Source organism: Modestobacter marinus (assembly GCF_019799945.1).
GTDB lineage: Bacteria > Actinomycetota > Actinomycetes > Mycobacteriales > Geodermatophilaceae > Modestobacter > Modestobacter marinus_B.
The window spans coordinates 84155-102545 of the sequence record NZ_JABGCH010000009.1 but is presented as its reverse complement, the minus strand read 5'-3'; the positions used below and the strand labels follow the sequence as shown (position 1 = coordinate 102545).

The following is an 18391-nucleotide window of genomic DNA, read 5'->3' as shown; positions in this document are numbered from 1 at the left end:
GTCCTTCCTCAGAACTGCGCCAGCAGGACCTCGTCGCACGCGATCGGCTGACCGTTGTCGTAGCCGACCAGGAAGGCGGCGACCCGCTGGTCCGGTGTCCCGTGGTGGCTGGGGTCGTCGTAGGCGTAGTCGCCGACCCGGGCCGCCGCCCAGACCGCCTCGTCGGGGTCACCCTCCTCGAGCTGACCGGCGTCCAGCTTGGCCCGCAGGTACACCCCGGACCAGCAGTCGGCGTGCAACTCCGTGTTGATCAGCGGGTAGGGGTCGTCCGCGCTGTAGGCGGGGTCGCCGTACAGCCCGAGCTCGACCTGCAGGTTGTGCGCGTACTCGTGCCCCAGCACGTACAGCACCCCGGTGTCGCCGGCGGGCCCGGCCGCGAACTGGCCCGGGTAGACCTCGAACGTGCCGTCCCAGATCCGCGCCGCGAGGCTCTGGGACACGAACACCGTGTCGTCGAGCGGGCAGTAGAAGGCGGAGTCGTCCGTGGTCGGGACGCCGCACCCGGACTCCACCGACTCCCCCTCGGCCGGGAAGGAGTAGTACGCGAACGGCGTCAGCCCGGGCACCGAGGACCAGTACCCGCCGATGTCGAGCATCCAGGTCTCCAGGAACTCGTACATGTTCTCCGGGGAGGAACCCGCGATGGCCCGCATGGCCGCGGACGCCGTCGGCTGCTCCGCGGGCGCGGCCTGCGCGGGCAGCGTGCCCAGACCGAAGAACGACACGACTGTCGCAGCGATGACCGCGGCGAGTCTCCGGACACGCATGCTGGACCTCCGGGTGGGTGGAACGGGGCACGGGAAGTGGTCGAGCAACGCGACGGCCGTGCCCGTCGCCACCGCCGCCCGGTCCGGAGGCCGGGGCGCAGCGGTCAGGTTGACGCATGACGCCCCGCGCACGACACGGCCTGTGCGGTTCCGGATCGGGACGACCTCGCGCGCCGTCGCGCAGCCGCACGCCCGGGACACGGTCCGTCACCGCTCCCGACCCGTCCCCGGCCGCTCCGCTCGATCCCGCCTTCGGGTGACCGATCGGTGTACGACGGCGAGCGCCGGGTAGACGGCGTAGCGTGGGGGACGTCAGAACAGCAGCGGACCCACAGTCGGCCTCCCGGCCGACGACCCCGAACACCAGCACGAGCAAGTCCCGAGCCACGTGACGTCCCCTGCTGACCGTTCCACCGGTACCTCGATGATCACGACCGCGTCTCGATCGGCGCGTCCGTGCACAACGAGGTCGGAACGGGAACACGAGGGGCCATCCTGGCGCTGTGCAGGAGGCCGATCCGCAGTCGCGGGTCCGTGCGGTAGAGAGCGAGTGATGAGCCAGATGACCCAGACGCTGACGACGACCCCGCCCACCGATGACCTCGTCGTTCCCTTCCACTGCGACCGGTGTGGAGCGCTTGCGAAGGTGCGTGTGATGCTGGCCAGTGGCAGTGACCTCGTGTTCTGCGGGCACCACGCCCGGGCGTACGAGAACAAGCTCCGTGACATCGCCGTCGACATCATCGAGACAGACGGCGAGGCGCGCCTCAGCAACTGAGGGAGGCAACTATCGTCGCGCCGCGATGAAGCCCTCACTCGACGAAGCCGCCGGCCCTCCGTTCCCGCACCGCGGGCCCGGGGAGTCGGCGGCTTCGTCGTCCTCGGGACCGGACGCCGGCCCCCACCCACCCAGAGAGCGACCGATGGCGCCCGACGACCCCCGCGACGACACCGTCCGCCTGAACCTGGACGGCACCGTGGGCAGCTCCCGCCCGGCACCGCCGCCCGGCGTCGCCGTCCCGCCGGCCGCTCCCCCGGCCGCCACTCCCCCGGCCGCCACTCCGCCGGCCGGACCGGTCGCCGATGCGCCGTCCGCGCCCGCCACCCCGGCAGCGGAGTCCGCGGCGCCCCGCGACACCGCGGGCGGCACCGCCGAGCCGGGAACCGAGCGCGCGGCGGACGACACCGTGGTCGTGCCCCCGGTCCCCTCCGGGAAGACCTCCCGCGCCGCGGACGACACCGTGGTGGTCCCGCCGGTCCCGCCCGCCACGACCCCGGAGGCCCCGGTCACCGGAGCGCCCGCCGCAGGCAGCTCCGCCGACGGCCCGGAGACCCCCGCCGGTCCGCCGCCCACCGAGGAGTCCGGGCGCCCCTGGTGGCGCCGTCCGGCGGTCCTCGCCCCCGCCGCCGCCGTCCTCGTGCTGGGCACCGCCTACGCGGTCGACCTGCTGACGGCCGGCGACGACCTGCCGCGGGGCACGGTGGTCGCCGGTGTGGAGGTGGGCGGCCTGTCCCCCGCCGCCGCGTCCGAACGGCTGACCAGCGACCTGGCGCCCCGCATCGCCGCCGACCACACCCTCGTGGCCGACGACGTCGACGCCGTCCTGCACCCCCCGGCGGCCGGCATCACGCTCGACGTCCCCGCCACCGTCGACGCCGCCGCCGACCAGCCACTGAACCCCTGGACCCGATTGGTGTCCCTGGTCGGCGACCACTCGGTCGACCCGGTGCTCACCAGCGACGAGACCGCGCTGAACGCCCAGGTCGAGCAGCTCGCGGCGCAGGTCGACCGGATTCCGACCGACGCGACCGTGGCCATCGAGGGCATCGAGGCCTCGGTGGTGACGCCGGTCGACGGGCGCACCGTCGACCAGCGGGCAGCCGCCGAGGCCATCACGAACGCGCTGGTCGCCGGCGGGGACCCGGACACGCCGATCGAGATCCCGGTCGACGTCACACCGGCCGTGGTGCCGGCCGAGGTGGCCGAGCGGGTGCTGGACGAGACGGTCACCCCGGCGCTGTCCGCACCGGTGACCGTGGTCGGCGCCCAGGGTGCCGAGTCGGTCGAGGTGCCGGTCGCCGCGATCGCCGCCTCGCTGACCTTCACCCCGCAGGACGACGGCACCCTGGCCGTCGCGGTCGACCCGGCCGCCCTGCAGACCGCGATGGGCGACGGCTTCGCCGCGTTCGGGACGGCCGCCCAGGACGCCCGCTTCGAGATCAGCGGAGGCGGCGTCACCGTCGTCCCCTCCGTCGACGGCCAGGGCGTCAACCCGGCCGAGCTCGCCACCCAGATGCTGGCGGTGCTCGACGATCCGGCGCCCCGCGAGGTGACCGCGACCCTCGGCCCGGTACCGGCGGAGTTCACCACCGAGCAGGCGCAGGCCCTGGGCATCACGGAGGAGGTCAGCTCCTTCACGACCAACTTCACCAGCAGCGCCAGCGGCACGAACATCCGCGTGGTCGCCGCCGAGGTCGACGGCGCGCTGGTGCTGCCCGGTGAGACCTTCAGCCTGAACACCCACACCGGCCCGCGCGGCACCGCCCAGGGGTACGTGCCGGCCGCGGTGATCAGCGGCGGCGAGCTGTCCAAGGCGGTGGGCGGGGGCATCAGCCAGTTCGCCACGACGATGTTCAACGCGGTGTTCTTCGCCGGCCTCGAGGACGTCTTCCACAAGCCGCACAGCTTCTACATCAGCCGGTACCCGGCCGGGCGTGAGGCGACGGTGTACGAGGGCGCCATCGACCTGCAGTGGCGGAACGACGGCGACACCGGCATCTACGTGCAGACCGAGTGGGTGCCCGGCTCGATCACGGTCACCCTCTGGGGCACGAAGCGCTACGACATCGAGTCGGTCAGCTCCGAGCGCCGCAACCTTCGGCAGCCGGCCGTCCAGGAGAAGGTGGACGACGGGGACTGCACCCCGCAGTCGGGCTCGACCGGCTTCGACATCACCGTCACCCGGGTCTTCAACGACCTGGGCACCGGCGCCGAGCTGCGGCGGGAGAACTTCGTGACGCACTACGCCGCCGAGGCGATCATCCGCTGCGTGGCGCCGGCTCCCCCGGCGCCCCCGGCGCCCGACCCGGCGGCGCCGCCGGCGGTCCCGTCGCCTCCGGGCTGAGCCGGCTGTCCGCCTCCCCCGGACGGGTGGGCACGGGTCGTCGGCTGACCGGCCGGGTGGGCGCCGTGCACACTTGGGCCGTGAACACCGCGTTCCCGTCCTCGTCCTCGGCTCCGGCCGGGGACCTGCGGGACCCGGTCGACCTCCCGGCCGCCCCCGAGGAGGAGGCGCCGGCTCCCCCGTCGGAGCCGGCCGGACGGCCACCGCGGGTGCGCCGTCTCCGGCGCCTGCCCGGCCCGGTGCGGGTGCCGTTCCAGGTCCTCGGTCACAGCCTGGCCAAGGCGTGGCAGGACCGGATCCTGGGGCTCTCGGCGGAGGCCGCGTTCTGGCAGGTGCTCTCCGTACCGCCGCTGCTGATCGGTCTGCTCGGGTCGCTGGGCTACCTCGGCGACTGGATCGGTGCGGACACCGTCGCCCAGGTCGAGGACCAGCTGGTCCGGGCCTCGTCGCAGGCGCTGACCCCCGACGTCGTCGACACGCTGGTGCAGCCGACGCTGGAGGACATCCTCGGCTCGGGCCGGCTCGACGTCGTCAGCGTCGGCTTCCTGCTCTCGCTGTGGGCCGGCTCCTCGGCGACCGCGACCTTCTCCAACACCGTCGTCATCGCCTACGGCCAGCGCGACGTCCGCGGCCCGATCGCCATGCGCCTGATGGCGCTGTGGCTGTTCGTGGTGGGCCTGGTGGTCGCCGTCCTCACCCTGCCGCTGCTCGTGCTGGGCCGGGGGGTGCTGGTCGGGTTCCTCCCCGACCACTGGCGCGGCACCGCGACGCTGCTGATCAACGCCGTCTACTGGCCGCTGGTGCTCGTCGGCCTGGTCCTGGTGCTGACGACCTTCTACCACGTGATCCTGCCGCGCCGGGTGCCCTGGCACCGGCACCTGCCGGGGGCGGTGCTGGCCGTCGGCTTCTTCGTGATCGCCGCCCGGGTGCTGCGCGGCTACGTCGCGGACATCCTCACCACGGCGCTGCCCTACGGGGCGCTGGCCGCACCGATCGCGGCGTTGCTGTTCTGCTTCCTGCTGGGCATGTCGATCCTGCTCGGCGCCGAGCTCAACGCGACGATCGAGGCCCGCTGGCCGGCGCCCCGCCGCCGGCACGACAGGCGCCGGCAGCAGCGCCGGGCCGCGAAGCTCGAGATGGAGGCCCGCAAGCTCGGGCTCCGCTGAGGAGCGAGCGCCCGGCCGGGCGGTGGTCACCCGTCGGGCGACCACCGCCCCGCTCACTCCCTGCGGAGCTGCTCGTAGACCTCCTTGCAGGCCGGGCACACCGGGCTGCCGGGCTTCGGGCTCTTGGTCACCGGGAAGACCTCGCCGCACAGCGCCTCGACCATGGTCCCCATGACCGCGCTCTCGGCGATCTTGTTCTTCCGGACGTAGTGGAAGACCTCGTTGGCGTTGCCGGTGTCGGCGTCCCGGACGTCCGGGCGCTCGAGGATGTCGCTGCTGCTCACGCGCTGCCTCCTGGGTCGGGTGGGGACCGGTGATCCGGTCCGCTCGGAGCCGGCCACCATGATGACAGGGCGCACGGCGCGCCCCGACCGTCCTCACATGTCGATGACGCGCCCGCCACCGGGCCGGCTCTCCAGGATGCGGTCGGGAGCTGGGGGCTGGTACCGGTTCACGTCGAGCTTCTTCTTCGGCGGCCCGTCGTTGGCCTGGACCACCGCGACCCACGGCAGCACGGTCCCCAGGACCGCGAAGGTGATCATCAGCCAGACCGAGTACTGATAGCTCACCGCGGCAGCGATCACGCTGAGCCCGCGGATCCCCATCGTGATCAGGTACCGCCGGACGCGGGCGTCGTGCTGCTCGGTGCGGCTGGGCTCGGCGTCGGTGATGAGGACGGGCGCGCTGCGGGGATGCCGGCTGGCGGACTGGCTGGAGGCCACGGGTGTCCTTCCCTGGACCGGCCGGGGATGGCGGCGGTGGTCGGTCGGGCTCGGCCCCGGAGCCCCGGCTCCGCTGCCCATCGTGCCACTCGGTGGTGCACGACGCAGGTGTCCGCGGCCGCCCTCCGTCGGGCTCCGGGACAGCTGCTCAGGAGCCGGTGCGGGCGCCCTTGGCCTCCTTCGCGGCCTGCTTCACCGACTGCTTGAAGCTGCGCACCTCCACCAGCGACTCCGGGCCGGTGATGTCGGCGACCGAGCGGCGGGAGCCCTCCTCGCCGTACTCGCCCGCCGCCTCCCGCCAGCCGGGCGGCGTGATCCCGACCTGCTTCCCCAGCAGGGCCAGGAAGATCTTCGCCTTCTGCGCGCCGAAGCCGGGCAGCTCGCCGAGCCGGCGCAGCAGGGTGCGCCCGTCCGGGACGTCGGTCCACAGGGCCTCGGCCCGGCCGTCGTACCGCTCGACGAGGAGCCGGGCGAGCTCCTGCGTGCGGGTGGCCATCGAGCCGGGGTACCGGTGCAGCGCCGGGGGGCCCTGGAAGTGCCGCAGCAGCACCTCCGGATCGCACCCGGCGAGCTCTCCGGCCGACAGCGTGTCGACGCCCATCCGTTGGGCCAGCAGCCGGGGTGCGCCGAAGGCGCGCTCCATCGGGAACTGCTGGTCCAGCAGCATGCCGATCAGCAGGGCGAGCGGGTCGCGGGACAGCAGCTCGTCGGCGTCGGCGTCCTGGGCTATGCGCAGAGTCGGCACCCGAGCGATCCTGCCGCATCGACGCCCGACGTGAGCTTGCAGGTGAGCGCTCTCCGATGAACGCGGTTCCCCCGGGCTCGACACGTCGATCGCCCGACCGCCGAGCGTCTGCCAGGTCGGACACCGCGTCGGTCGAGCTGTGGTCGCGCGTCGGTGCTGGCGGGTGCAGCCGTCGGTGAGGCGGGCTTCTGGCGGTGACCCGCGGGGAGCGGCAGCATGCGGGTATGACCAGCGTGTCGCGCACCCGTTCCGCCGTGGCGCTCGCGATGTCGTTGGCGGCGGTGTCCGCTGCGGCCGGTATCGGTGGCGTCGGCACAGCGGCTGGTGTGCGAACGTGGTACCCGTCGCTCGACCGCCCGTCCTGGCGCCCGCCGGACGAGGCGTTCGGTCCGGTGTGGACGGTCCTGTACGCGGCGAACGCCGTCTCGGCCTGGCTCGTGTGGCGCGCGAACCCCCAGGAGTCGCGCCCCGCGCTCACCCTGTACGGCGCGCAGCTCGCACTCAACGCGGCATGGCCGCTGCTGTTCTTCGGCCTCAAGCGTCCAGGGCTCGCGCTCGTCGAGATCGCGCTGCTCTGGGTGGCGATCGTGGCGACGGTGGCGGCGTTCGCGCGCCGACACCGGGTGGCAGCATTCCTGCTGGTCCCCTACCTGGCGTGGGTGACGTTCGCGATGGCGCTCAACTGGGAGCTGTGGCGGCGGAACTCCTGACCCGCTGCTTGCTCGTAGACGCCGGCTCGCTCACCCGTCGGCGAGGCTCCAGCTGCTCCGTCGACCCACGGTGCAGGCATGGAGCCCCGTACCGCCCGACGCTGATGAACCCCCGCGCTCTCCTACAGGAGGCGGGGGCCCATGACGTGCTGCGCCGCCGGCCCGTCGTCGGGCGACGAGCCGGCGGCGAGCACGGTCAGGCTTCGGCGTCGAGCGCGGCGGCGACCCGGCGGTGCGCCTCCCAGATCTCCTCCGGCAGGCCCGCGAAGGCCGACAGGTGCTCCTCGCGGTGGGCCATCTCCTGCCGCCAGCGCGCGGTGTCGATGGTGAGCAGCCGGTCGAGGTCGCCGGGCCGCAGGTCCATGCCGCGCAGGTCCAGCTCGTCCTCGGTGGGCACGATGCCGACCGGCGTCCGGCGTCCGGTCACCTCGCCGTCCTTGAGCCCGACCAGCCAGAGCAGGGCCCGCAGGTTGTCGCGGTACCCGGGCCACAGGAAGTGGCCGTCGCCCGGGTCCCGCTGGAACCAGTTGACGTGGGCGAAGATCGGCCGCTCGGTCGCCGCGCCGATGACCTTCAGCCAGTGGGCGGCGTAGGCCCCCTCCGGATAGGACATGAACGGCCGCATCGACATCGGGTCGTAGCGCAGCACGCCCTCGGTGCCCTCGGCGGCGAAGGTGGCCTCCGCGCCGAGGGTCAGGCCGTCGTAGACGCCCTCGGCGAGGTCGGTGATGGCACGGACGAGCGGTTCCCGGTCACGGGTGCGGCCGCCGAAGATGATCGCGTCGACCGGCACGCCGCGGGGCGTCTCGAAGTCCGACGCGATGTTGGGGATCCGGGCGAGCGTGGTGGTGAACCGGCTGTTCGGGTGCGCCCAGGGGGCGTTCCGCTCGGCGTCCGGCCGCTCCGCGATCAGCTGGCCCTTCCAGTCCCGCCAGCCCGTGACGTCGGCCGGCGGCTCCGGGGTCTTGCCCTCCCACCAGACCTCGGCGGTGTCGGAGTTGTAGGCGACGTTGGTGAAGATCGCGCCGGTGCCCTCGGCGATGGCCGCCACGGCGGTCGGGTTGGTCTGCTCGTTGGTGTCCTTGGCGACGCCGAAGACGCCGAACTCCGGGTTGATGGCGTAGACCCGGCCGTCCTCCGGGTCGACCCGCAGCCAGGCGATGTCGTCACCGTAGAAGTCCACGCGGTAGCGGTCGCCGAGGACATCGGGGGCCAGCGTCATCGCGAGGTTGGTCTTGCCCGACGCGCTCGGCATGCCACCGCAGACGTGGTACGTGAGGCCGGTCTGCTTGTCGGTGATCCCGAGCAGCAGGAACTGCTCTGCCAGGAACTCCCCGGAGGCCCAGCCGTCGTAGGCGGCCTGGCGCAGGCCGTGGGCGATCTTGCCCAGCAGCGCGTTGCCGCCGTAGGAGGAGCCGTAGTGCAGGATCGTCCGCTCGTCGGCGACGGTGACGAAGTGACGCTGGTCGTCCGGCGTCCCCTGGCCGAGGTTCTCCAGGTCACCGGTGACGTGGACGGCACGGACGAAGCTGTTCTGGTCGGCCAGCTCGTTGACGTACTTCACGGCGACGCGGGCCATGCGGATCATGTGCAGCACGACCGTCCGCGCGTCGGTGACCTCGACGCCGGCCGCGTAGGCCTCGAGCGGCGAGCCGGGCGGCGCCATCAGGTACGGGACGACGTACATGGTCTTGCCCGCCGAGGCGCCGCGCATGCGCTCCTCGAGCAGGGCCTTCATCTCCGCCGCGGGACGCCAGTTGTTGTAGACGCCGGCGTCGGCGGGGTCGTTGGTGGCGACGATGGTCCGCTCCTCGGACCGGGCGGTGTCCTTGACGTAGCTGCGCGAGTAGTACCGCCCCTCGCCCGCGGGGAAGAGCTCACCGGCCTCCACCGCCTCGCGGAGGAGTCGCGCGTCGTCCTCGGCGTTGATCACCTCGATCCGCTCGGCACCGGTCAGCTCGGCCCAGTGCCGGACGTAGTCCCGGACATGACCGTTCCTCAAGCCCGCTTCGTCGAGCGCGGAATCAACGTCGATCACAGCTCACCCTTTCGTTCGGCACGGTCGGAGCCAGTTCGGCGGTCGGCGGGACCACGATGAACACGTGGCCGGAACTCTTCCACCTGAAGGGCACGGGCTCGCTCCCGGCTCCGCACCCTCCCGTCCTCGCCGTAGCGCGGACGAGCTGCGGCCGTCCGGGCCGCGTCCTCACGCGGCGATGAGTTCTCCGGTGCCCGGCGGTCCAACGGTCGTCGACCATGGAGGAGGAGCCACGTGGACCAGCTGCTGAGAGTCCAGAACTTCACCGTCTCCAGTGACGGGTTCGGTGCCGGTGAGGGCCAGAGCCTGGAGAGACCCTTCGGCCACGCCGATCCCGGGGCCATGTTGGCCTGGGCCGGCGCCACCGCGAGCTGGCCGAGGCGGACCGACCCCGGAGGGAGCCGCGGTCTCGACGACTACTTCACCCGCGACTACGCGCGCAACATCGGCGCCGAGATCATGGGCCGCAACAAGTTCGGTCCCCAGCGCGGTCCCTGGCCGGACCACGAGTGGCAGGGCTGGTGGGGTGCCGAGCCGCCGTTCCACACCCCGGTGTTCGTCCTGACCCACCATCCTCGTCCGTCGTTCACGCTCTCCGACACCACGTTCCACTTCGTCGAGGGCGATCCGGCCACGGTCCTCGAACAGGCGCGGGAGGCGGCCCAGGGCAAGGACGTCCGGCTCGGTGGCGGGCCCACCGTCATCCGGCAGTTCCTCGACGCCGACCAGGTGGACACCCTGCACGTGGCGGTCGCACCGGTGGAGCTCGGATCCGGCGTACGGCTCTGGACGTCACCCGATGAGCTGCTCGACCGCTTCCACCTCGACGTGGTGCCCAGCCCGAGCGGCGTGACGCACCACCTGTTCTGGCGCAGGTGACCCGCCGTCCCCGCCTGCGGAGACCTATCCGCCCCCGGCGGCGGCTCCGATGAGGTCGACGAGGTCCTGGCGGGTGGGGCCCGGACTGCGCGGAGGGCGCCAACCGGACTCGTAGACGGCGCGGGCGAGGGGCTCGACCGGATCCAGGCAGGAGGGCAGGTCGACCATGCCCAGGTAGCCGGTGCTCGCCTCGGCGATCCGGGGGTCCACCTGGGCCGCGGACAGGATCAGGTCCGAGGGCAGCCGCCGGGTGAGGTCGACGTCACCGCCCTGCCAGCGGCGGACCTGGTCACCGTCGATCCGGATGTGGTCGCACACCCACGGCAGCATGGTGTCCTCGCACCAGGCGTCGAACGGCTCCCCCACCATCGCCGGATCGGCCTCGGCGTCCAGGAGAGCCAGCAGCCGTTGCACCTGGAGGAACGCCATGGCCAGGCCACGACCGAACGTCGGGGTCGTGGTCGCCACCGCGTCACCGACGCTCACCAGTCCGGGCAGCCCCGACCCGCCGCCGATCCCCCGCTGCCCTCGGTAGACGTTGTAGAGCGCGCCACCGGGGAGCACCTGGGTCACCGGTCGGGCGCGCCCCGGGTCGGTCCACTCGGCCAGTCCAGGGATGGCCGCGCACGCAGCGTCGAACGCGGCCGCGGATCGGAGTCCCTTCAGTGCCGCATCCGCCGTCGGCCGGACCAGGACTACCGAGAAGTGGCCTCGCTCGTGCAGGAAGACGACGGCCTGGTACCCGTCGAGGTCGGCCTGCCAGGCCAGTGGGTTGGACATCGGTCCGGGTCCGGCGCCGTCCCGCAGGCGGTACTGCCGGTCGACGTAGGCCATCCCGCAGGCACCGCCCGCGCTCGCCGGGGCACGCACCTCGTCGGCCGCCCGTCCCGACCGGCCGGAGGCGTCGACCACGAGGTCGGCCTCGAGGCTGTGGCCGTCGACGACGATGCCGCGGACGCGGCCGCCCGAGGCCACCACGCCGTCCACGTGTCCCTGCCGGATCGACAGGTCCGCCACGCCGTCGGCCGTCGTCCGCAGCGCGCGTTCAAAGGTGTCCCGCCGCGACCGGTGGCCCCCGTGCACCGGCCCGACACCGGGGACGTCGAAGGTGATCGGTTCGGCACCGAGCGCCATCCACGCCGCGAACGCCGCCGGCCACTCCTCCTGCAGCACCTGCCCGACCTGCGGCCGGAAACCGTGCGCGTGGTGGAACTGCATCACCCCGCGGCGCGCCCACACGCCCTGCCGTGGCGGCCCGGCGTCGCGCTCCACCGCGACGACCTGGTGGCCGCGGCCCGCCAGGGCGCTCCCGACCAGCAGACCGGCCGGGCCGGCTCCCACGACGGCGACGCGCATGACCTCCCCCTCCCACACCCGGGAACGGCTCCGCCGACCGGCCCGCGGACGCCCCGGAGCCCGGGGCGGATCCCAGCGCGTCGGCCGCCGCGGGCGCCCCGCCGGCAACGCGCAGGGATCGTCCCACCTCTCGGGCGCAGGACCGCCTGGCCGCGGCGTCGGCCTCGTCCTCCGGACCACGGCACGAGCCGTCGGGACCCGGCGGCGTCCTGGTCAGCGATGAGATCGTCCTCGAGTTCGGGGTCTCCGCGGTCACGGACGCCTGACCACCGGCGACGCGTCCGCTCCACCGCCTGAGCTGCCCCACTGCCGGACGGAGAGGAAGGTGGACGTCATGACCAGGAACGGACCGGAGATCGTGGACAACCCCGAGGCCGGCCGCTTCGAGGTGCTGGTGGACGGCGAGGTCGCGGGGTTCGCCGAGTACCGGTGGACCAACGCGGCGACGGCGTTCACCCACACCGTCATCGACCCCGCCTTCGAGGGCCGCGGACTCGGCTCGGCGCTGGCCCGCGGCGCGCTGGACGCCACCCGCCAGGCGGGGTCCCCGGTGCTGCCCTTCTGCCCGTTCATCCGCGGCTACATCCAGCGCCACCCGGACTACCTGGACCTCGTGCCGGACGACCGCCGGGCCGAGTTCGAGTTGACGCCCAGCTCCGACCAACCCGACCGTTCCTGAGAGGACGGCCCCGAGATGACCACCACCGTGCCGACCCCACGTCGCCGGTCTGGACGTCGGCCCCTACGCCGGGGTGCTCGGCGGGCTGCACCACATGGTCATCAGCGTGCAGCCGGAACGCATCGCCGACCCGCTCGGCGAGGTGTACGGCTCCCACGTCGTCCGAGAGGTGCTCGCTGGTGACCAGTGCACTCGACCCCCAGGAGTTCCCATGAGCCTGTCACCGGAGTACGACCGGCTGTTCATCGACAAGCAGAGCCCCGACGTCTACCAGTCGATGTCCGCGGTCGCCGGGGCGGTGACCGCCACGGCGGAGGCCGCCGGCCTGGACCGGCTGCTCGTCGAGCTGGTCAACATCCGGGTCTCCCAGCTCAACGGCTGCGGCTTCTGCCTCGACCTGCACGTGCGCCGCGCCGTGAAGAACGGGGAGACACCGCAGCGCCTCGCCGTCCTGCCCGCGTGGCGGGACGTCGACCTGTTCTCAGCGACCGAGCAGGCCGCCCTGGCCCTCGCCGAGACCCTCACCACGTTGCCCGACCACCACGCGAGGGAACGTGAGCGCGTCCGCGCCCGGAAGGCGCTGACCGCCGACCAGTTCTCCGCGGTCAGCTGGCTCGCCATCACGATGAACGCCTTCAACCGCATCTCGATCATCAGCGGGCACCCGGTCCGCCCGAGGCCGGCCTGAGCGGAGCCCAGGATGCGGGTCAGACCGCGGGACGCGGCAGCACGGTCAGGACCCGGACGACGTGGTCGCGGAACTCCTCCATGTAGTCCTTGAGGACCGAGGCCGTCGCGTCGTCCAGCACTTCACCGTCGTCGCGGAAGACCTCCGGGGAGTACCGGATGTAGGCCTCGGGCGAGGTCAGCTGCCGGGCGTTGCAGAAGCTGAGCACCCCGCGGAGGCTCTGCTGAGCCAGGGCGGTGCCGATCGCGCCGATGGACGCTCCGATCACGCCGGCCGGGATGTGGTGGAAGGAGTTCTGCCCCCACGGGCGCGAGGCCCAGTCGATGGCGTTCTTCAGGCCGCCGGGGATGGAGCGGTTGTACTCCGGCGTCACGAACAACACGGCGTCGGACCGGGCGATCGCCTCCTTGAGCGCCGTGGCCTCGGGCGGGAAGTCGGCGTCGTAGTCCTGGCTGTACAGCGGCAGATCGCGGATCGGGATCTCGGTGAACCGCAGGTCCGGTGGAGCGAGGCGGATCAACGCGCGGGACAGGATCCGGTTGATCGACGTGGAGGACAGGCTCCCCACGAAGTACCCCACGTCGTAGCGCCTCGTCGGCTCGCCCATGTCGTTCCTCCGTCGGCGTCGGTCGTGCGGCGGAGTGCGGTCCGCGCTCCGCCGGTCTCGGGCGGGGCGAACGTAGCTGCCGGAGCGGCGGTCAGTGCAACCTGACCGACCGCACCCCGGGGGTGGCGATGACGGAGGACCAACCGGCTGACTACGCGGTGGGAGAGCGCACGCGTCCGGCGCTCGCCGTCCTCGCGCACAGTGGACGCTGCTCATCGTCCTCGCCCTGGGACGCGGGCCGCTGAGGTCCACCCGGCTGCGTGCCCACGTCCCCGGGGTGACACACAGGTCCTCCGGGACTCCCTGCGGGACCTCGAGCGCGACGGCATCGTCGTCCGCCGTGGGCCGAGGAGAACGTGCCGGCCGTCATCGCGGCCCGCCGGCGCTCGACGGCGCCTGCCGCGGTGAGTCCGGTCCCGGGTCGCCCCGGTCGTGTTCGGCCGTGACTCCCCTGGAGGTCAGCCCACCGTGCGCCCGTGCCGGTCCCGCGCCTTGAGGCGGACCGTGGGCAGCGCGGGAGCGGGCAGCGGCTCCGCGCTGCAGCCGCCGACCTGGCCGAACCGCCGTCCGGCCATCCAGTCCTCCCGGGCCTGCTCGATGTCGTCGTGGGAGCGGCCGACGAAGTTCCACCACATCACCAGGTCCTCCTCGAACGGCTTCCCGCCGAGCAGCACCACCCGGGCCTCCCCCGGAGCCTCGACCGTCAGTTCCGACCGGCCCGGCGCCAGGTACAGCAGTGATCCCGGCGTCACCGTGTCGTCGCCGACGTCCACGGCCCCGGACATCGTCAGCACGCCGTGCTCGAAGGTCGGCTCGAGGGCCAGCCGGTGCGAGCCCCGCCCCGGGACCACCATCTCGACCGCGACCAGCGGCGTGTGCACACCGGCCGGCGACTCCGTGGCGCCGAACCGCCCGGCGAGGACGGTGAGGGTCGCGTCGCCGTTCCGCACGACCGGCAGTTCGGCGTGATGCTCGAAGCGGGGTTCGCCGTGCCGCTCCTCCTCCGGCAGCGCCACCCACAACTGCAGCCCGTGCATGCCCGCCGGGTGGTCCGGCGGGGACATCTCCGAGTGCGCGATGCCGTGTCCCGAGCTCATGAGGTTGAGCTGCCCCGGCCGGATCGGCTGGTCGCTGCCCAGGCTGTCGCGGTGCACGATCTCGCCGTCCACCAGCCAGGTCACGGTCTGCAGCCCGGTGTGCGGATGCGGCGGCACCTGCATGCCGGGGCGGCCGCTCACGTCCTCGGGGCCGAAGTGGTCCACGAAGCACCACGCCCCGACCATCCGGCGCTGCCGCTGCGGCAGCAGCCGGCGGACGGTGGTGTAGCGCCCCAGCGGCACGTCGTGGCCGGGGAGCAGCACGCTCTCCGGCTCGGGCGCCGTCGCGACCGTACCGCTGTACAGCCGGTCCTCCATCGACACCCCGCCTCTCGTCATCGGGCAGTGTGCCGCACGGGAGCCGGCGACGAGCCGTGGTCCGCCGTCGGTTCCCGGTCGCGGGCGGCGATGGTCATGCGCGGTCCCCGCTCGGTGCGGAGGCGGCCGACGGGAGCGGCGCCGGAGCGGTGGTCGGGTCGGCTCCGGGACGGTCGGGCAGCAGCACCAGCAGGAGCAGCCCGGACAAGGCGGAGAAGGTCACCGCGCCATAGGCGCCGAACACGGTGAACTGCTCGTCGACGGCGATCCCGCCCAGCGTGGTCGCGGTCCAGCCCGCGGCCCACAGGACGGGCATCGCAGCCGCCCAGGCCCACCGCAGGCGCGTGCCGGGAGGCAGCGCCAGCGCCTGTGCGGGCCCGAGCAGCAGGCCGGTGAGCGCCCCCATCAGCCCCAGCTCGCCCAGGGAGGTGCCGTAGCCGACGGTGCCGGCGCCGAGGAGGAGCCCCAGGCCCATGCCGGTGCCGGTGGCCGGCGCCCACCGGCGGATGTCGAGCCGCCCCAGGCCGGCCAGCGTCTGCCCGACGCCGACGACCAGGCCGGTGACCGTTCCGCCGAGCACCGCCGCGACGGGGTCGTCGACCCGGCCGGCGACCCCCGTGCCGGCCAGGCCGGCGATCGGGAAGGCCAGGAACCCGGCGGTCCAGACCAGCCATCGGCGGAGAGCCGAGGTGCGCGGCGCGGCACGGGAGGCCATGGCGGTCAGCTCCTGACGTCGGCCACGGCCGGCGGTCGAGGCGGGGGTACGGGCGTCGAGCCGCTCGACCGGTCCGCGTCGAGCGCGGCGCCGGCCGGCCGGCGCAGGACCATCCCGCCCAGCGCGGCGACCCACAGGCCCCACGCGACGCTGCCGATCAGGCCGCCCAGGTCCCAGACCGGGAAGCCCGGGACGGCGGTGGCCAGGATGTCGCCTTGATTGGTCAGGTAGAGCGCGCTGGCGACCAGTCCGGTGACGCCGACCCAGCGGGGCAGCGCCCGGGTCCGCAGGACGACCACGCTCAGCGCCACCGACCAGCCGATGGCCAGCAGCTGGCCCAGGTGCTCGCCGAGCAGCGCGCCGCCGAACTGGTGCTGCGCGGTCCACGCCGCGTCCACCGCGGCCCGGGTGGTGGCGTCGCCGGTGACGTAGGAGTCGGCCAGCGGCGGGACGACGAACACCCAGCGCAGGAACCCGATCAGCGCCAGGACCACCGACGTGGCCCCCGCGTAGGTGGCCACCCGCAGGACCGGGTCTCCGCGCAGCCCGAGGGCGGCGGGCAGCAGCAGGATCGGCACGACGAGGACGGCGTACGTCCAGGCGGTGGCGAACCACGTCCACACCAGGGTCGCGCCTCCGGCGACGACCGCCGGCAGCACCACGTCCGCCGGTTCGCGCAGCACGTCCGGCCAGTCGAAGGTCGAGGACAGCACCGTCGCCGCCACCGCGAAGGCGACTGCGCCGAACAGGAGCAGCGCCCCGGTGGTCCGGCGTGGGCCGGAGCCCATGGTCTCCGTCGTCATCGAACCCTCCTGGACGGTGTACAGAGTTTGTACGCCGTCCAAGGAGCGTTGTACCGTGCACGCCACGCGTCAAGGGGGGTGGGTGGCACCGATGTCGGCAGCTGCAGCACCACGCCGCCGCGGTCCGCGGCGCGCCCTGACCGACGGCGAGATCCTCGATGCCGCGCTGGACCTGCTCGACGGCGGCGGCCCCGACGCGGCGTCCGTGCGGGGCATCGCCGCACGGGTCGGCGTCGCCCCGAACGCCGTCTACACCTACTTCCCGGACAAGGCCGCCGTGATCAGGGCGCTCGTCGAGCGACTGATCGGCGAGGTCGACCACGACGTCTTCGCCGACCGCACGCGGCCGTGGCGGGAGCGCGTGGAGGCACTGGCCCTGGAACTGCGGGAGCGCCTCTCCGCGCACCCGGGCGCGGTCGCCCTGATGATCGGCGGCCCGATGGACGGCCCCAACGCCCGCGCCCTCAACGAACGGCTCCTGCACGTGCTGACCGACGCCGGCCTGGACGGCACCCAGGCCGCGCGGGCGGCCTACCTGCTGATCGTCTACGTCTTCGGCTCGATCGCGCTGGAGGTCGCCGACGGGCACCGGGCCGGCTCACTGCCCCCGGAGCCGGACCGGGTGGCGCGCCGGCAGGCCGCCTTCGCGGAGACCCCGGCCGACCGGTTCCCGCTCAGCGCCGCCGCCGCCACGACGATGGCCGGGTACGTCTCCACCGAGCAGTACCTCTGGGGCCTCGGTCGGGTGCTCGACGGCATCGCCGCGCACGGTGAGACCCGTCGCTCGACGTGATCGGTCAGGACGGCGTCGTCGGGCTGCCGTCTGCACGGCGATGGGGGAACGGGGTCGGTACGCCTTCCCCGCCGCCCCCGGCAGGAACCGCCGGCCGCCGCTCCTCTCCCACGGTGGGCTCGTCCTTGAGCCGGCCGCGGCGGTGGTCCCAGACGTCGCGGAGCACCACCTGGACCATGCTGGCGACGGGGATCGCCAGGAGCGCACCGAGCACGCCGAGGAGCTCGACCCCGAGCAGGATCGCGATGATGACGGTCAGCGGGTTCAGCTTGACGGTGCGGGCGAAGATCACCGGCTGCAGCAGGTGGTTCTCCACCTGCTGGTAGAGCACGAAGAACACCAGGACGACGATGCCCGCGGTCACGGAGTGCAGGAAGCCGGCGAGCACGGCCACGGCCCCGCCGAGCGTCGCGCCCACCAGGGGGACCAGGTCGGCGAGGCCGACGAAGAGTGCGATGAGGCCGGCGAAGGGGACGCCCAGGACCAGCAGCACGACGTAGGTCAGGACGCCGCAGATGAGGCTGATCAGCAGGTTCCCGGTGAGGTAGCCGGTCACCGACTTGGCGCAGTCGGCCCCGACCCGGCGGATCCGCTCCCCGGTGGCCGGGTCGAAGACGCTGATCGCGCCATCGACGACCTTCGGGCCCTCCAGCACCATCAGGTAGGCGAGCACGAAGACCGTGACCGCGCCGGCGATACCGGTGGCGACGCTGCGCAGCACGCCCGCGGCTGGCGCGGTGAGGCCGTTGACGAAGGTGTCGATCCGGTCCTGGTTGTCCTGGACCCACTGCAGTGCGTTGGTGCGTTCCAGCAGTCGTCCCACCGGCCCCTGTCCGGCGCGCGCCTCGGCGATCAGGTCGGGCAGCTGACCGGCGAACCTGGTCCCCTCCTGGACCAGGGGGAAGGCGAAGGCCGTGACCAACCCGCCGAGGCCGAGGAACACCACCAGGAAGACCAGGAACGTCGCCAGCGCGCGCCACCGGTCGCCGAGCATCCGCCGCTGCACCCAGGCAGCCAGCGGGTAGAGGGCGACGGCGAAGAAGACGGCGATCACCATCCAGGTCAGCACCCGTCGGGTCTCGATCATCAGATAGAGCGCGAGGGTCGCCGTCAGGACCAGGCCGATGGTGGCGAGGATGGTGCGTACCGGCACCGGCGGCCTGCTCCGACCCACGGGGAGGGA

Annotated in this window: 19 protein-coding genes; 8 read left to right on the top strand and 11 right to left on the bottom strand. The window is 73.3% G+C overall.

The annotated features are described in order from the left end of the window. Positions 1–8: 8 nt before the first annotated feature. Complete coding sequence (locus HK417_RS10650) at positions 9–767, bottom strand: neutral zinc metallopeptidase (RefSeq protein ID WP_222266172.1); 759 nt, start codon at positions 765–767, stop codon at positions 9–11. Between the two features lie 562 nt (positions 768–1329). On the opposite strand from HK417_RS10650, the gene HK417_RS10645 reads away from it, so the two are divergent. From HK417_RS10645 to HK417_RS10635, 3 genes are all read left to right on the top strand, one after another. Continuing rightward, positions 1330–1545, top strand: a complete 216-nt coding sequence (locus HK417_RS10645; protein ID WP_261326330.1) for a DUF7455 domain-containing protein — start codon at positions 1330–1332, stop codon at positions 1543–1545. Between the two features lie 145 nt (positions 1546–1690). After that, the gene (locus tag HK417_RS10640; protein ID WP_222266169.1) at positions 1691–3892 is read left to right on the top strand and encodes a VanW family protein; all 2202 of its coding nucleotides are present in this window, start codon (positions 1691–1693) and stop codon (positions 3890–3892) included. An 80-nt stretch (positions 3893–3972) separates the two neighbouring features. After that, entirely contained in the window at positions 3973–5058 is a 1086-nt protein-coding gene (locus HK417_RS10635; RefSeq protein ID WP_222266167.1) for a YihY/virulence factor BrkB family protein, read from the top strand. A gap of 53 nt (positions 5059–5111) precedes the next feature. Here HK417_RS10635 and HK417_RS10630 read toward each other — a convergent pair whose 3' ends face one another. From HK417_RS10630 to HK417_RS10620, 3 genes are all read right to left on the bottom strand, one after another. Then, positions 5112–5342: a DUF3039 domain-containing protein gene (locus tag HK417_RS10630; protein WP_222266165.1), complete on the bottom strand. Its 231-nt coding sequence runs from the start codon at positions 5340–5342 to the stop codon at positions 5112–5114. A gap of 93 nt (positions 5343–5435) precedes the next feature. Next, on the bottom strand, positions 5436–5780 hold the full coding sequence (locus HK417_RS10625) for a DUF3099 domain-containing protein (protein WP_222266163.1): 345 nt from the start codon (positions 5778–5780) through the stop codon (positions 5436–5438). Positions 5781–5928: 148 nt separating this feature from the next. Continuing rightward, positions 5929–6525 (bottom strand): HhH-GPD-type base excision DNA repair protein, encoded by a 597-nt coding sequence (locus tag HK417_RS10620; RefSeq protein ID WP_222266161.1) that lies wholly within the window; start codon positions 6523–6525, stop codon positions 5929–5931. A gap of 224 nt (positions 6526–6749) precedes the next feature. Between HK417_RS10620 and HK417_RS10615 the strand changes: the two genes are divergently transcribed. Then, positions 6750–7235 (top strand): TspO/MBR family protein, encoded by a 486-nt coding sequence (locus HK417_RS10615; RefSeq protein WP_222266159.1) that lies wholly within the window; start codon positions 6750–6752, stop codon positions 7233–7235. Positions 7236–7431: 196 nt separating this feature from the next. On the opposite strand, the gene HK417_RS10610 is transcribed toward HK417_RS10615, so the two are convergent. Continuing rightward, positions 7432–9273: a phosphoenolpyruvate carboxykinase (GTP) gene (locus HK417_RS10610; protein WP_222266156.1), complete on the bottom strand. Its 1842-nt coding sequence runs from the start codon at positions 9271–9273 to the stop codon at positions 7432–7434. Between the two features lie 234 nt (positions 9274–9507). Here HK417_RS10610 and HK417_RS10605 point away from each other — a divergent pair, with 234 nt between their 5' ends. Continuing rightward, positions 9508–10152, top strand: coding sequence for a dihydrofolate reductase family protein (locus HK417_RS10605; protein WP_222266154.1), 645 nt, complete (start codon positions 9508–9510; stop codon positions 10150–10152). A 24-nt stretch (positions 10153–10176) separates the two neighbouring features. On the opposite strand, the gene HK417_RS10600 is transcribed toward HK417_RS10605, so the two are convergent. Further along, positions 10177–11508 (bottom strand): FAD-dependent oxidoreductase, encoded by a 1332-nt coding sequence (locus tag HK417_RS10600; protein WP_222266152.1) that lies wholly within the window; start codon positions 11506–11508, stop codon positions 10177–10179. Positions 11509–11842: 334 nt separating this feature from the next. Here HK417_RS10600 and HK417_RS10595 point away from each other — a divergent pair, with 334 nt between their 5' ends. Together HK417_RS10595 and HK417_RS10590 are read left to right on the top strand one after the other, a co-directional pair. After that, a complete protein-coding gene (locus HK417_RS10595; protein WP_222266150.1) occupies positions 11843–12187 on the top strand; it encodes a GNAT family N-acetyltransferase in 345 nt (114 codons plus the stop codon). A gap of 211 nt (positions 12188–12398) precedes the next feature. Then, positions 12399–12875, top strand: a complete 477-nt coding sequence (locus HK417_RS10590; RefSeq protein WP_222266149.1) for a carboxymuconolactone decarboxylase family protein — start codon at positions 12399–12401, stop codon at positions 12873–12875. Between the two features lie 19 nt (positions 12876–12894). Here HK417_RS10590 and HK417_RS10585 read toward each other — a convergent pair whose 3' ends face one another. The 4 genes from HK417_RS10585 to HK417_RS10570 all read right to left on the bottom strand — a co-directional run bounded on the left by HK417_RS10585 (position 12895) and on the right by HK417_RS10570 (position 16415). After that, positions 12895–13482, bottom strand: coding sequence for an NADPH-dependent FMN reductase (locus tag HK417_RS10585; protein ID WP_222266147.1), 588 nt, complete (start codon positions 13480–13482; stop codon positions 12895–12897). A 458-nt stretch (positions 13483–13940) separates the two neighbouring features. Further along, a complete protein-coding gene (locus HK417_RS10580; RefSeq protein ID WP_261326328.1) occupies positions 13941–14918 on the bottom strand; it encodes a pirin family protein in 978 nt (325 codons plus the stop codon). A 73-nt stretch (positions 14919–14991) separates the two neighbouring features. Further along, positions 14992–15612 (bottom strand): hypothetical protein, encoded by a 621-nt coding sequence (locus HK417_RS10575; protein ID WP_222266145.1) that lies wholly within the window; start codon positions 15610–15612, stop codon positions 14992–14994. Between the two features lie 5 nt (positions 15613–15617). Beyond that, positions 15618–16415, bottom strand: a complete 798-nt coding sequence (locus tag HK417_RS10570; protein WP_222266143.1) for a DUF4386 domain-containing protein — start codon at positions 16413–16415, stop codon at positions 15618–15620. 91 nt (positions 16416–16506) lie between these two features. Here HK417_RS10570 and HK417_RS10565 point away from each other — a divergent pair, with 91 nt between their 5' ends. Then, positions 16507–17208 (top strand): TetR/AcrR family transcriptional regulator, encoded by a 702-nt coding sequence (locus HK417_RS10565; protein ID WP_222266141.1) that lies wholly within the window; start codon positions 16507–16509, stop codon positions 17206–17208. A 4-nt stretch (positions 17209–17212) separates the two neighbouring features. Here HK417_RS10565 and HK417_RS10560 read toward each other — a convergent pair whose 3' ends face one another. Beyond that, entirely contained in the window at positions 17213–18361 is a 1149-nt protein-coding gene (locus HK417_RS10560) for an AI-2E family transporter (protein WP_308123505.1), read from the bottom strand. Between the last annotated feature and the right edge of the window lie 30 nt (positions 18362–18391).